The sequence below is a fragment of the Enterobacter sp. WI-ESBL-E8 genome, assembly GCF_053364895.1.
In genome coordinates this window covers 4254964-4268306 of sequence record NZ_JBRWXJ010000001.1, presented here as the reverse complement: position 1 = coordinate 4268306, position 13343 = coordinate 4254964, and the positions used below count along the sequence as shown (strand labels likewise).

At 59.3% G+C, this 13343-nt stretch carries 16 protein-coding genes; 4 read left to right on the top strand and 12 right to left on the bottom strand.

Translation table 11 applies throughout. The annotated features are described in order from the left end of the window. Positions 1-145: 145 nt before the first annotated feature. Positions 146-1159 carry a tRNA (adenosine(37)-N6)-threonylcarbamoyltransferase complex transferase subunit TsaD gene (tsaD, locus tag ACWHWP_RS20205; protein WP_029741753.1) on the top strand — a complete coding sequence of 338 codons (1014 nt, stop codon included), beginning with the start codon at positions 146-148 and terminating at the stop codon, positions 1157-1159. A gap of 87 nt (positions 1160-1246) precedes the next feature. Here the strand turns inward: tsaD and ureG are convergent, their stop codons facing one another. The 9 genes from ureG to ACWHWP_RS20160 all read right to left on the bottom strand — a co-directional run bounded on the left by ureG (position 1247) and on the right by ACWHWP_RS20160 (position 7895). Then, entirely contained in the window at positions 1247-1864 is a 618-nt protein-coding gene (gene ureG / locus ACWHWP_RS20200; RefSeq protein ID WP_014071813.1) for an urease accessory protein UreG, read from the bottom strand. 9 nt (positions 1865-1873) lie between these two features. After that, positions 1874-2548 carry an urease accessory protein UreF gene (locus ACWHWP_RS20195; RefSeq protein WP_063432386.1) on the bottom strand — a complete coding sequence of 225 codons (675 nt, stop codon included), beginning with the start codon at positions 2546-2548 and terminating at the stop codon, positions 1874-1876. Beyond that, positions 2548-3087 (bottom strand): HupE/UreJ family protein, encoded by a 540-nt coding sequence (locus tag ACWHWP_RS20190; RefSeq protein WP_059310570.1) that lies wholly within the window; start codon positions 3085-3087, stop codon positions 2548-2550. The genes ACWHWP_RS20195 and ACWHWP_RS20190 overlap by 1 nt, the downstream gene beginning before the upstream one ends. A 9-nt stretch (positions 3088-3096) precedes the next feature. Continuing rightward, the gene (ureE, locus tag ACWHWP_RS20185) at positions 3097-3561 is read right to left on the bottom strand and encodes an urease accessory protein UreE (protein ID WP_063432388.1); all 465 of its coding nucleotides are present in this window, start codon (positions 3559-3561) and stop codon (positions 3097-3099) included. Between the two features lie 9 nt (positions 3562-3570). Next, entirely contained in the window at positions 3571-5274 is a 1704-nt protein-coding gene (gene ureC / locus ACWHWP_RS20180) for an urease subunit alpha (RefSeq protein ID WP_063432390.1), read from the bottom strand. Further along, positions 5267-5581, bottom strand: a complete 315-nt coding sequence (locus tag ACWHWP_RS20175; protein WP_059310573.1) for an urease subunit beta — start codon at positions 5579-5581, stop codon at positions 5267-5269. The genes ureC and ACWHWP_RS20175 overlap by 8 nt, the downstream gene beginning before the upstream one ends. A gap of 10 nt (positions 5582-5591) precedes the next feature. Next, positions 5592-5894, bottom strand: a complete 303-nt coding sequence (locus tag ACWHWP_RS20170) for an urease subunit gamma (protein WP_003862556.1) — start codon at positions 5892-5894, stop codon at positions 5592-5594. Between the two features lie 10 nt (positions 5895-5904). After that, positions 5905-6732, bottom strand: coding sequence for an urease accessory protein UreD (locus ACWHWP_RS20165; protein WP_447856208.1), 828 nt, complete (start codon positions 6730-6732; stop codon positions 5905-5907). A 149-nt stretch (positions 6733-6881) separates the two neighbouring features. Continuing rightward, positions 6882-7895 (bottom strand): alpha/beta hydrolase, encoded by a 1014-nt coding sequence (locus tag ACWHWP_RS20160; RefSeq protein ID WP_059310575.1) that lies wholly within the window; start codon positions 7893-7895, stop codon positions 6882-6884. A gap of 149 nt (positions 7896-8044) precedes the next feature. Here ACWHWP_RS20160 and ACWHWP_RS20155 point away from each other — a divergent pair, with 149 nt between their 5' ends. Further along, positions 8045-8467, top strand: coding sequence for a MarR family winged helix-turn-helix transcriptional regulator (locus ACWHWP_RS20155; RefSeq protein ID WP_447856207.1), 423 nt, complete (start codon positions 8045-8047; stop codon positions 8465-8467). 38 nt (positions 8468-8505) lie between these two features. On the opposite strand, the gene ACWHWP_RS20150 is transcribed toward ACWHWP_RS20155, so the two are convergent. Beyond that, positions 8506-9972, bottom strand: coding sequence for an MFS transporter (locus ACWHWP_RS20150; protein WP_447856206.1), 1467 nt, complete (start codon positions 9970-9972; stop codon positions 8506-8508). An 84-nt stretch (positions 9973-10056) separates the two neighbouring features. Beyond that, positions 10057-10677 carry a glycerol-3-phosphate 1-O-acyltransferase PlsY gene (gene plsY, locus ACWHWP_RS20145; RefSeq protein WP_047347813.1) on the bottom strand — a complete coding sequence of 207 codons (621 nt, stop codon included), beginning with the start codon at positions 10675-10677 and terminating at the stop codon, positions 10057-10059. A gap of 107 nt (positions 10678-10784) precedes the next feature. On the opposite strand from plsY, the gene folB reads away from it, so the two are divergent. Together folB and bacA are read left to right on the top strand one after the other, a co-directional pair. After that, positions 10785-11153: a bifunctional dihydroneopterin aldolase/7,8-dihydroneopterin epimerase gene (folB, locus tag ACWHWP_RS20140; RefSeq protein WP_059310577.1), complete on the top strand. Its 369-nt coding sequence runs from the start codon at positions 10785-10787 to the stop codon at positions 11151-11153. A 105-nt stretch (positions 11154-11258) separates the two neighbouring features. After that, a complete protein-coding gene (gene bacA / locus ACWHWP_RS20135) occupies positions 11259-12080 on the top strand; it encodes an undecaprenyl-diphosphate phosphatase (protein WP_047347815.1) in 822 nt (273 codons plus the stop codon). Positions 12081-12090: 10 nt separating this feature from the next. Here the strand turns inward: bacA and ACWHWP_RS20130 are convergent, their stop codons facing one another. Continuing rightward, the gene (locus ACWHWP_RS20130) at positions 12091-13332 is read right to left on the bottom strand and encodes a multifunctional CCA addition/repair protein (protein WP_447856205.1); all 1242 of its coding nucleotides are present in this window, start codon (positions 13330-13332) and stop codon (positions 12091-12093) included. Positions 13333-13343: the final 11 nt, after the last annotated feature.

Here is a 13343-nt window from a genome sequence, read left to right as displayed (position 1 = left end):
CTTTGTAAAGCACCGATGCGATTTTGAAAGGGACTTTAATAAGGGTGAGGAGTATACACGAGCCTTCTTCCTGGGGCGAACAAAGTTTTACATCAACCCGCCCAGGCTCTACACTGCGCGGTATTGAAACGAGGTAAAACAAGTCATGCGTGTACTGGGTATTGAAACATCCTGCGATGAAACCGGCATCGCTATTTACGACGACGAAAAAGGCCTTCTGGCCAACCAGCTGTATAGTCAGGTGAAATTGCACGCTGACTACGGCGGCGTCGTGCCTGAACTGGCCTCTCGTGACCACGTGCGTAAAACGGTTCCCCTGATTCAGGCGGCGCTGAAAGAGGCCGGGTTGAGTTCAAACGATATCGACGCCGTGGCCTATACCGCGGGCCCGGGTCTGGTCGGCGCGCTGCTGGTCGGTGCGACGGTTGGTCGTTCGCTGGCCTTCGCGTGGGATGTTCCTGCCATTCCGGTTCACCATATGGAAGGGCATCTGCTGGCGCCGATGCTGGAAGAGAATCCGCCTGAGTTTCCGTTTGTGGCGCTGCTGGTTTCGGGTGGGCATACCCAGCTGATCAGCGTGACCGGCATTGGCAAGTATGAGCTGCTGGGCGAGTCAATCGACGACGCCGCCGGTGAAGCGTTCGACAAAACCGCCAAGCTGCTGGGGCTGGATTACCCGGGCGGCCCGATGCTCTCGAAAATGGCGTCGCAGGGCACGGAAGGGCGCTTTGTCTTCCCGCGTCCGATGACCGACCGTCCAGGGCTGGATTTCAGCTTCTCTGGCCTCAAAACGTTCGCGGCCAATACTATCCGCAATAATGACGACAGCGAGCAGACCCGTGCCGATATCGCCCGTGCGTTCGAAGACGCGGTAGTCGATACGCTGATGATCAAGTGCAAGCGCGCGCTGGATCAGACCGGCTTTAAGCGCCTGGTGATGGCCGGTGGCGTCAGCGCCAACCGCACGCTGCGCGCGAAGCTTGCTGAGATGATGCAAAAACGTCGCGGGGAAGTGTTCTATGCGCGTCCGGAGTTCTGTACCGATAACGGGGCGATGATCGCCTACGCCGGGATGGTGCGTCTGAACGCCGGTGCAACGTCTGACCTGAGCGTGTCCGTGCGTCCGCGCTGGCCGCTGGCGGAACTGCCGGAGGCGTGAGTTTTTTTGCCCGGTGGCGCTGCGCTTACCGGGCCTACAAAACCGTAGGCCGGGTCAGGCGAAGCCGCCACCCGGCGATAAACCGCACTATACCCGCAGCATCCCTTTCTCTTCCAGAAACGCAATAATTGTCGCCAGGCCGTCGCCCGCTTTCAGGTTGGTAAACGTCCACGGACGCTCGCCGCGCATGCGGTTGGTGTCGCGCTCCATCACCTCCAGCGAAGCACCCACGTACGGCGCGAGATCGGTTTTGTTGATCACCAGAAAATCGGATTTGGTGATCCCCGGTCCGCCCTTGCGCGGGATTTTTTCCCCTTCGGCCACGTCAATCACGTAGATGGTCAAATCCGCCAGCTCCGGGCTGAAGGTTGCGCTTAGGTTATCGCCGCCGCTTTCAACGAAGATCAGATCCAGATTGCCGAACTTCTCGCTGAGCGCTTCTACCGCCGCAAGGTTCATCGAGGCGTCTTCGCGGATGGCGGTATGCGGGCAGCCGCCGGTCTCTACGCCGACGATGCGCTCCGGCTCCAGGGCTCCCGCTTCGGTCAGGATGCGCTGATCCTCTTTGGTGTAGATATCATTCGTCACCACCGCCAGGTGATACGTGTCGCGCATTGCCTTGCAGAGCGCTTCCAGCAGCGCGGTTTTACCCGACCCCACCGGGCCACCCACGCCCACGCGCAGGGGATGTTTGTAATCAGCCATGTTGCTTCCTCAGGAACGGAATAGTCGTGAATATTGTGTTTCGTGCCGCGCAGAGGCGATCGCGGACAGCGGCGTCGCCGCGCCTATCTCGTCGTCACTGCATAAAAACGCCTGTTCAAACCGGGCAGCAAAATGGTCGCTCAGTTCGATAATCAATTGCTGCGCCGCCTGCTGCCCAAACGGCACCAGCTTGACGCCCGCCATTACCGCGCTCTCCATCCAGCTGTATCCGAGGCTCAGGGCCAGCTCGCGTACGCTAATGCCCCAGCGCGCGCCGAGCCATGCCATGCCGCAGAGCTGGCTTTGCTGACATAGCGCCAGCCACGCGGGCGGACAGTCGGGCTCCCAGCTCTTGATGAGGCGCGTAAAGGCTGCCCCGCGGTTGCGCTCCTCGTCGCGCAGCTCGCGCGTTTCCCGGCAGGCGAGCAGCCAGGACGTCCAGCGCGTGGCCGCCTGCAGATCGTCCTGCACGCAGGCCTGGCAGAGACGGTGAAACAGCGGCAGATCGACGCAGAAAAAGCTCTGCTCCATCTGCTGGATTTGCCAGCGCTTAAAGTCCCCTGCGTCGGCAACCCAGCCGGCTTCAACGGCCCACTCCAGCCCCTGCGACCAGGTAAACGACCCGACCGGCAGGCTGCTGCTGGAGAGCTGCATCAGGCGCAGCCGCTGGCGAGAAGCGTCCATTAGCCCATCAACGCCAGCAGGGCAGAGACGATCAGCCCGCCGCCGAAGGTTTTACGCAGGCCGTCGTGACGGCGCAGCAGCAAGCCTGCGGCGAAACTGGCGCACAGCACGGTGGCGCTGGCGAACATAAATCCGCTGGTGAAGAGCCAGAAGCTGTGGCCGGACATCTCCACGCCGTGCGCCCAGCCGTGGAACATCGCCAGAGCCGGTACCGCCAGCAGCAGGCGGTTTTCAGTTTTAAACATCATCACGCCGCAGACCGCCAGCGAGGTGATAATCAGCATCTCCATGCCGCTAAAGCCTCCGAGCAGGCTGCCCGCGATGGCGCCTACAAGCATCATCCCGAGAGTGGCAAATGGCAGCAGGAGCTTGCGGCCGCTCAGCGCCGAGAGCACGCCTGCGCCCGCAAGCATCAGCAGGTGATCGAGCCCGGTCAGCGGGTGGAGAAAACCGGCCTGAAAGCTGTCGGCGCCGTGGCCGGGATGGGCGAGTGCGGGTACGGAAACGGCCAGCAGTAACAGCGGTAAATACTTACGCATGATGGATCCTTAATGTGAATGGGCGTGAGAGTGGCTATGGCTGTGGGCATCGCTGGCATACGCGCCCGCTTCCGGTTCAAACGGTAGGCTGGCGTAGGCCACCTCCAGCCCGAACTGGCGCAGCATATCGTCGAGAACGTGATCGTGGTGATAGCGCAGCTCGCCGGGCATGACCTGCAGCGGCACGTGGCGGTTGCCCAGGTGGTAGCAGGCGCGGGCGAGCAGGAACGGATCGGCGCAGCGCACCACGGAGACGGACTCCGGCGCGGCGATCACCTCAATCACCTCGCTGCCGTCGTCGGTAGTCAGCAGGTCGCCCCCGCGCAGCAGCAGGCCGCGCGGCAGCATCAGCCCGGCTTCGCGACCGTCGTTCAGCGCCACGCGGGCGCGGCTTTTCACCCGCACGTCAATCGGCAGCGTGACGCTGGCGGTAATCGGGTGCGCATGGTCCAGGCGTTGGGTTAAATAGATCATCATCACTCCTCAAAACAGGAAATAGCGTTGCGCCATCGGCAGAACGTCAGCCGGTTCGCTGGTAATCAGTTCACCGTCGACGCGCACCTCGTAGGTTTGCGAATCGACGGTGATATTCGGCTGCAGGCCGTTGTGGATCATGTCCGCCTTTTTCACCGTCCGGCAGCCTTTCACCACCGCGGTAGCGCTCTGCAGGTTGAGCCGTTGCGGGATGCCGTTGGCGCTGGCGGCCTGTGAGACAAACGTCAGCCGGGTGGCGTGTCGCGCGGCGCCCAGCGCGCCAAACATCGGACGGTAGTGCACAGGCTGCGGCGTAGGGATCGAGGCGTTGATATCGCCCATCGGCGCGCAGGCGATCATTCCGCCCTTGACGATAGTGGCGGGCTTGACGCCGAAGAACGCCGGGGACCAGACCACCAGATCCGCCAGCTTGCCCGCCTCAATCGAACCGACTTCGTGGGCAATGCCGTGGGTAAGCGCCGGGTTAATGGTGTATTTGGCGACGTAGCGCTTCACGCGGAAGTTGTCGTTCTCGCCGGTCTCTTCCGGCAGCGCGCCGCGCTGGACCTTCATGCGGTGCGCCACCTGCCAGGTGCGAATAATCACTTCTCCGACGCGGCCCATGGCCTGCGAATCTGACGAGGTGAGCGAGAATGCGCCGATGTCGTGCAGCACGTCTTCAGCGGCGATGGTTTCACGACGAATGCGGGATTCCGCAAACGCCACGTCCTCGGCGATATCCGGATCGAGGTGGTGACAGACCATCAGCATGTCGAGATGCTCGTCGATGGTATTGACCGTGTAGGGCAGCGTCGGGTTGGTGGAAGAGGGCAGAATATTCGGGTGCGCGCAGGCGGTGATGATATCCGGCGCGTGGCCGCCGCCTGCCCCCTCGGTGTGGAAGGTGTGAATAGTGCGCCCACCAATGGCGGCCAGCGTGTCTTCCACAAATCCGGACTCGTTCAGCGTGTCGCTGTGCAGCGCCACCTGGATATCCATCTCTTCGGCCACCTCCAGCGAGCAGTTGATGGCCGCAGGCGTCGCGCCCCAGTCTTCGTGGATCTTCAGACCGATGGCGCCGGCGGCGATTTGCTCGCGCAGGGCATCCGGGTTTGAACCGTTGCCCTTGCCGAGCAGGCCGATATTTACCGGCAGGGTATCGGCAGCCTGCAGCATGCGGGCGATATACCACGGCCCCGGCGTGCAGGTGGTGGCGTTGGTGCCTGCCGCCGGTCCGGTACCGCCGCCGATCATCGTCGTGACGCCGGAGACCAGCGCCTCTTCCGCCTGCTGCGGGCAGATCCAGTGGATGTGGGTGTCGATCCCGCCGGCGGTAACGATCTTCCCTTCGGCAGCGATGACTTCCGTCGCGGCGCCTATCGGGATCGTTACGGCGGGCTGAATATCCGGGTTGCCGGCTTTGCCGACGGCAAAGATCCGCCCGTTCTTCACGCCGATATCGGCCTTCACGATCCCCCAGTGATCGACGATCAGCGCGTTGGTGAGCACCAGATCCACGCAGTCGTCTGCGGTCATCTGTCCCTGACCCATGCCGTCGCGGATCACCTTCCCGCCGCCGAACTTGACCTCTTCGCCGTAGGTGGTGAGATCGTCTTCCACTTCTATCCACAGCTCGCTGTCGGCCAGCCGCACCTTATCGCCGGTGGTAGGGCCGAACATATCGGCGTAAGCCCGGCGCGAAATTTCAGCCATGTTTCACCTCTCCCATCACCTCGCCGCGAAAACCGACTATGCGCTGTGCGCCCGTAACCTCAACCAGCGTCACTTCGCGCTTCTGGCCGGGTTCAAAACGCACGGCGGTGCCCGCCGGAATATTCAGCCGGTAGCCTTTGGTGGTTTCCCGGTCAAACTTCAGCGCCGGGTTGACCTCGTAAAAGTGGTAGTGCGATCCGACCTGGATCGGCCGATCACCGTGGTTTTCGACGATGACGCGCCGGGTTTCACGCCCGACGTTGAGGGCAATATTGCCGGGCTGGATCTGATATTCGCCTGGGTTCATCACGCGCTCCTTAGACGATCGGGTTATGAACGGTGACGAGCTTGGATCCGTCCGGGAAGGTCGCTTCCACCTGGATATCCGGGATCATCTCCGGCACGCCCTCCATTACCTGGTCGCGCGTCAGAACGTGTCGGCCCGCCTCCATCAGCGAGGCGACGGTTTCGCCATCGCGGGCGCCTTCCATAATGAAGGCGCTGATCAGCGCGACCGATTCCGGATAATTGAGCTTTACCCCGCGCGCAAGGCGGCGTTCGGCAACCAGCGCGGCGGTGAACAGCAACAGCTTGTCTTTTTCTCTGGGGGTCAGTTCCATAACGTTTCTCTTATGTCTGCCAGATACGCGGCGAACAGGCGGTTTTAGTGGTGAGAAGCGGGCGAAGCGACTGCCAGATGTCGCGCATCACCCGCTGACAAATCAGGTTATCGTGGGAGAGAAAACGCACCGACAGCAGATCGTCAGTGAGCGTTGCGCCGGCAAAGGTACCCAGCGGGGCGAGCCGCTCGTGTACCGTGTCGAGATGCGCTTCCCCGGCCGGATAGAACAGCAGCGTGCCGAGCCACGGATGCCCGGCAACGGGCGTGAGATCGCCATGGCTGAGATGCTGGCGCTCAATCAGGCGCGGCGCGTCGTCGACCCAGACCTCAAGACGGCTCTCCAGCGTGCCGTGGCTGAAGGTTTCACCGATCACCGGTCGTCCCAGGCAGTACAGCTCCCACGTCAGCAGCGTGCTGGAGGCCTTCAGGTGGAAGACGGAGCGCAGCGCGGCATTCGCACCGGGAAAAATAATGGTGTCCTGCGGCAGCCATTCAAGGATGGCGTCTTCATCGAGATAAAAGTGCTGATTGAGGCAGGCCTGAGGGCCGCTGCTGCGATAAAACTTGCTGGCGCCGGGCATGGTGATGAGCGCGTGGCTGTTGGCGTCCAGCCGGACAGAAATATCCAGCGTATCGCCGCCCACAACGCCACCGGGTGGGTGCAGCAGATAGAGGTGGCAGGTTTCGCCTTCAGGATAAAACGGCCGCTGAACGGTGAGCGGCCCGAGGTGATGAGCAGAGTGCAGGAGGGTTTTCTCAGGGGTGTGACAAAACTGCAGGGCAAGCGACGCCTGCCAGCCTTTATACGTATTATCAGTGACCTGAGCTGCTAACATGCTGCATCCATCCGCTCATCATCGGGGTCGTTTCAGTATGCCCTGGCAGAATTGAAGGCTGTCATATGAGTCGCTTATGGATGGCGGTTAAGACGAAACAAAAAAGCACGCCCCAGGGGGCGTGCTGTCTGATAAACATCGCGATGCTGTTATTTCAGGTGCTCATGCAGCGCTGCGCCAGCCTGCTCCAGAGCAACCTTGACCGTAGGCTCTTCGCTCAGTGGATTGAGCAGGCCGTAATCGTGGATCATGCCGTTATAGCGCGTGACGGTCACCGGGACGCCAGCCGCATCCAGTTTACGCCCGAATGCTTCACCTTCATCCCGCAGAACGTCCAGCTCTGCTGTCTGAATCAGCGTCTCGGGGAAGCCTTTCAACTGCGCGGCACTGGCGCGAAGCGGAGAGGCAAGGATATTGTTGCGATCGGCTGCGTTGGTGGTGTAGTTATCCCAGAACCATTTCATCATGTTTTTCGACAAGAAATAGCCGTTCTCGAACTGGTTATACGAGGCAGTATCAAAATTTGCATCGGTAACAGGCCAGAGCATGACGTTGTAGCGAATTTTTGGCCCATTGAACTGTTTTGCCTGCAGCGCCACGGAAGCCACCATATTGCCGCCCACGCTGTTACCGACCAGACCCAGACGGCTACCGTCCACGCCAATTTCCTGACCGTGCCCGGCTACCCATTTTGTCGCTTCATAGGCCTGATTAATGGCTACCGGGAAATGGGCCTCAGGTGACGGCGTGTAATCAACGTAAACCGCTGCGGCACCCGACGCGCGAACGAGATCGCGGATCAAGCGTTCGTGGGTTGGGAAATCACCCAGCACCCAACCGCCGCCGTGGAAGAACATAAATGCCGGCAGCGTGCCGGTTGCGTTTTCAGGTTTCACTATTTTCAGTTTGATCGCCTGACCATTTACCTGGATCGTTTTTTCTGAAACCTGAGCGGGGGGCAGTTTTGCGCCTTGCTGCGCGCCGATCAGTACCTGGCGGGCCTCCTGCGGAGTCATCTGTTCCATTGGCTTACCCTTGCCTGAATTGAGAACATTAAGAAATGCCTGTACGCCTGCGGTCGGGGTAGGGGTATTGGTGGTGTGAGCGGACGCTGCGGCTGACGCGAATACGGAAGAAACCAGGATGGCGGTTAATGTTTTCATGGTAGTACCTCTTTAAGCGAGTGTTAAACGGTGACGTTATTTAAGTAGTGCGCTACTAAGTTGTTGCTGTAATACTTGCGCGCAAGATACTTTTAGTCAAACTTTATTTATAATTTTTTTTATAAAACTGACTCAGGGTTGATAGAGAAATGAAAGAAAACAAGACATTAGATGATTTACTTTGCTTTTCACTGTACTCGGTCACCAACGCGTTCGTTCGGCAATATCGTCCCTTATTGCAGGAAATGGATCTGACCTATCCGCAATTTGTTGTTTTGATGGCGCTTTATGAGAAAGACAATATTCCACTTCGCGATCTCAGCGATAAGACGTTTTTTGATTCGGGCACATTGACCCCGCTGGTACAAAAGCTTGAGGCAAAGGGGTTTCTCAACCGTATCGCGGTTGTGGGTGACGAAAGAATGAAAAATGTTGTTCTGACGGAGAAGGCTAACGCACTGAAAAAGCAGGTGATGGCGCTGCCGGACCAGATTCGCTGCAGCATGCGGATGAATGATGAAGAGCTTGAGATGCTGAAAAAACTTTCCCGAACGCTGCTGGATAATTTGTAAGAACCCTTCGGTGGGGTTAACCCACCGAAGCGAGGTCATTAGCGGTAATCCTCCGCATCCACGTCATACCCGGACGGCTCCCAGCGGATCGTCAGCAGCGAGGCCAGACCGATAAACGGCGCCAGCGCAATCACCCAGAACACGGCAGTGTCGAGGGATGCAACCAGCAGCGGGAACAGGAACAGCGACACCGTGGAACTGCTGCGCATCAGCGTCTGGTTGAGACCCACGCCGACGCCGCGCAGCGAGGTCGGGTAGCTCAGCGAGGCAAACGTCATGGTATGCGCGCCCGGGCCGAAGCCCTGACCGAACAGGAACAGCGCCAGCATGCCGACGGCAACCACACCTTCCGCTGCGCCTTCTGGCCGCCCGACCAGCGCCAGCCCGAGCAGCGCGACTAGCTGGCAGGCGTAGCCCGCAAGCGACATCCGCCAGGCACCGAAGCGCGGGACGTAGCGTACCGCCAGCAGCCCGCCGACGAAGGCAAACAGCAGGTTAAGCACCAGAGAAATCAGAATGGTGGTGAGCATCGACTGGACAAAGAAGCTGGAGATGATCACCGGCAGGCCAAATGCCACGGCGTTATAGGCAAACGACGAGACGACGGACAGCAGCGTGGCGAGTGTCGTGCGGCGTAAATAGATGCCGCGAAACAGGTTCAGGTAGTTAGACCATTTCGCTTTATTGACGATGGGTGCGGGCTGGCTGAGCGCGTCCTGCGGCACGTGGGCGTTGATGTTATAGGACTGGCGCAGGATCGAGGCTGCCTCTTTCAGGTTGCCCTGATTCGCCGCCCAGACCGGCGATTCGCTCATATAGCGGCTGCGGATGGCGATAATCACCAGCGCCGGCACCGCGCCAAAGCCCAGAATCAAACGCCACAGCCAGTCGCTGTGGCTTTCCGGCAGCACGGCGTAGAAGAAAAGCACCAGGAGATACGAGATGCTGATGGCGGCATACCAGGTGGGGCACCACATCGCGACGCTGGAGGCCTTATTCCCCGGGCCTTTGAGTTTGGCAAACTCGCTTAAAAACGCCATCGCCACGGGAAGGTCGATCCCCACGCCGAGCCCCATCACAAAGCGGGCGCCCGCCAGCACGTATTCGTTAGGTGCCAGCGCACAGGCGATGGCGGCCACCACGAAGAAGAGCATGTCGGCCATAAAGACCCGGTAGCGGCCAATCTTGTCCGTGAGGTAGCCGCCGAGCAGCGCCCCGACAATGGCCCCGAAGGTAATGGCCGAGGCCACCATGCCGGTGCCTGCCGGCGTAAGGTTAAATTCTCGGGTGATGTCTTTTATGCCGAAGGCCAGCGCGCCGAGATCGTAGGCGTCGAGGAAAATCCCGCCCAGCGCGATACCGATGACGATGCGCGCATTCGCCCGTCCCTGAGAACCGTCATTGACCAGCCGCGAGACGTCAGCGGCGCTGCGCACCCACTGGATGTCGCCATTCGCTGAATGTTGTGGTGTTGAAAGGGGAGTGGTGTCTGTAATGTCTGCCATTTTCTTCTGATGTGGTTGTGTTGTGTCTCTAACAGTTACCACAGGCAGAAGGTGGCCAAAATCACATTTGGCTATAAGGCATAACTAACCCTTCGGAGCGTCTTTTTTCTTTCTCTTGAGCTTCGTCCAGATTTTGGTCTCCTGACGACGCCACAGGCGCTGAATATTATCGTGATGGCGCAGCAGGATAAGGCAGGAGAGCATCGACACCGGGAAGGTAAACTGGGGTTTGAACCACCAGACGTAGAACGGGGCAATCAGCGCGCTGACAATGGCGCCAAGGGACGAATAGCCGCTCAGAAGAATGGTCAGCAGCCAGGTGCCGGCCATGACGCCGGTTAAGTCCCAGCCGATAGGCGCAATGGCGCCAAAAGCCGTAGCCACGCCTTTGCCGCCTTTAAAGCCGAAGAAGACGGGCCAGATATGACCAACGCAGGCGGCAATGGCAATGAGCCCCAGCCAGAACGGCGTAACGCCCAGCGCGTACGCGCCCCAGACGGGTAGCATCCCTTTCAGAACATCAAAAATCAAAACCGCTACGGCTGCTCCCTTGCCGCCAATTCGTAGTACGTTGGTCGCTCCCGGGTTCCCGGAACCACTTTCACGCGGGTCAGGTAACCCGGCGATGCGGCAGACCAGAATGGCGCTGGAGATTGAGCCGCAAAGGTAGGCGAGGAGGATCATTCCAGGCGCGATTGCACTCATAACGCTGTTCCGTTTTGAAAATGTATCTGTATTCTCAGCATCTGTGGATAATACGCATAATTCGCCGGAAGTGGTATCCGGTTTAGCCAAAAAGCAGGCAGGTCGTGATGGATATTGTATTTATAGAGCAACTTTCGGTAATCACCACGATTGGTGTTTACGACTGGGAACAGACCATCGAGCAGAAGCTGGTGTTCGATATCGAAATGGGCTGGGATAACCGCAAATCGGCAAAAAGCGATGACGTGAACGATTGTCTGAGCTATGCCGACATCAGTGAAACGGTCATCGGCCACGTTGAAGGGCAACGCTTTGCGCTGGTCGAGCGGGTGGCGGAGGAAGTGGCGGAACTGCTGCTCACCAAATTCAATTCGCCGTGGGTGCGCATCAAGCTGAGCAAGCCGGGCGCGGTGGCGCGAGCCGCCAATGTCGGCGTCATCATCGAGCGTGGCACAAATCTGAAAGGACAGATTTAACGTCATAATAGCTAAACCATTTTAGGTTATATCGGTCTTAAAGCTGTATCTTTCACGGTAGCCGTTGGGGCGACCGTTTTTTTATATCTTTTTAGGGGTTTATAGATGAGCGATATGCACTCGCTGCTGGTGGCGGCAATACTGGGTGTGGTCGAAGGATTGACGGAATTTTTACCCGTTTCCAGTACGGGCCATATGATTATCGTTGGCCATCTGCTGGGCTTTGAAGGCGATACCGCAAAGACGTTTGAAGTGGTCATTCAGCTGGGTTCGATTCTGGCGGTGGTGGTGATGTTCTGGCGTCGCCTGTTTGGTCTGATCGGCATCCACTTTGGTCGTCTTCCTCAGCGCGAAGGTGAAGGCACCGGCCGTCTGACGCTCATCCATATCCTGCTCGGGATGGTCCCTGCGGTGGTGCTGGGTCTGGTTTTCCATGACGCCATCAAGTCTCTATTTAACCCGATTAACGTGATGTACGCGCTGGTGGTGGGGGGCTTCCTGCTGATCGCCGCGGAAGTGCTGAAGCCAAAGACGCCGCGCGCGGAAGGTCTGGACGACATGACGTATCGTCAGGCGTTTATCATTGGCTGTTTCCAGTGTCTGGCGCTGTGGCCGGGCTTCTCGCGTTCAGGCGCAACGATTTCTGGCGGGATGCTGATGGGCGTGAGCCGTTATGCCGCGTCGGAGTTTTCGTTCCTGCTGGCGGTGCCGATGATGATGGGTGCCACCGTACTCGACGTCTATAAGAGCTATCACTTCCTGACGGCTGGCGACATTCCGATGTTCGCCGTGGGCTTCATCACCGCGTTTATTGTGGCGCTGATTGCCATCAAAACCTTCCTGCAGCTGATTAAGCGTATCTCGTTTATTCCGTTCGCGATCTATCGCTTTATCGTGGCGGCTGCGGTATACGTGGTCTTCTTCTGACCGATGGCCCTCAGTCTTTCGGCTGAGGGCAATGCTTTTCCTTCCAGTCCGAAACCGCCTGAATTCGCCGTTTTGTCAGCTCTTCCCGAATCTCCGGTCCTTTGAATCCCGCGTCGACAACGTCTTTCGTCGGCACCGCTTTTGCCACGTCCCAGGCTTTACGCAGCAAACGACCCTGCGGGTAATCGCACGCTTCAAACCCGGTACGACCGCGCACGTCCGCTTCGCTGGTGAGCGCGATTTGCTCCACGCGCTGGGGTTTGCGCCAGGCGTCGATGTTATCGAAAAGCTTGACGATGGTGGCCGGCTTCAGGATCGGGAAGGTGTGGATCAGGTCGTGGAACTCGGCGACCAGTTTCGCCAGATCGCGGATCTCGTTTGGGACGCGCAGACGCTGGCACAGTCCCTCGACCAGCTTCACCCCTGCCGGGCCGTGCCCGTGGTGGCGAGGCCAGAATTCTTTTGGCGTTAAGCCTTTGCCGAGATCGTGGCACAGGGTGGAAAAGCGTACGTCCACGTCCGGGCTGAGCATGGCCGCCATGCTCAGCGTCATCAGCGTATGCACGCCGGTATCAATTTCCGGATGCCATTTCGCCGGGGCGGGAACGCCAAACAGCGCGTCTATTTCCGGGAACAGCACCTTCAGCGCGCCGCAGTCGCGCAGGACCTGGAAAAAGATCTGCGGGTTGCGCGTGGTGAGAGCATTTTCCGTCTCTTTCCAGACGCGCTCTGGCGTCAGGTGTGCAAGCTCGCCCGCCTCGGTCATGGCGGTCATCAGCGCCATTGTCTCATCGGCAATACGAAAGCTGAGATGCGCATAACGCGCGGCAAAGCGCGCCACGCGCAGGACGCGGAGCGGATCTTCAGAAAACGCGGGGGAGACGTGACGTAAAAGACGGTTGCGCAGATCGTCCTGGCCGCCATAGGCGTCAACGATCTGGCCGTTTTCGTCCTGCGCCAGCGCGTTGATGGTGAGATCGCGGCGCAGGAGATCTTGCTCCAGCGTGACGTCCGGTGCGGCATAGCAGGTGAAGCCGGTATAGCCCGAGCCCGATTTCCGCTCGGTACGCGCCAGGGCGTACTCTTCGCGGCTTTGCGGGTGCAAAAACACGGGGAAATCGCGGCCTACCTGCTGGTAGCCCGCGTCGAGCATCTCTTCAGGGGTGGCGCCAACCACCACCCAGTCTTTATCTTTGACCGGCAGACCTAACAACGCATCACGTACCGCACCACCGACCAGATAACTCTTCACGCCTTACACTC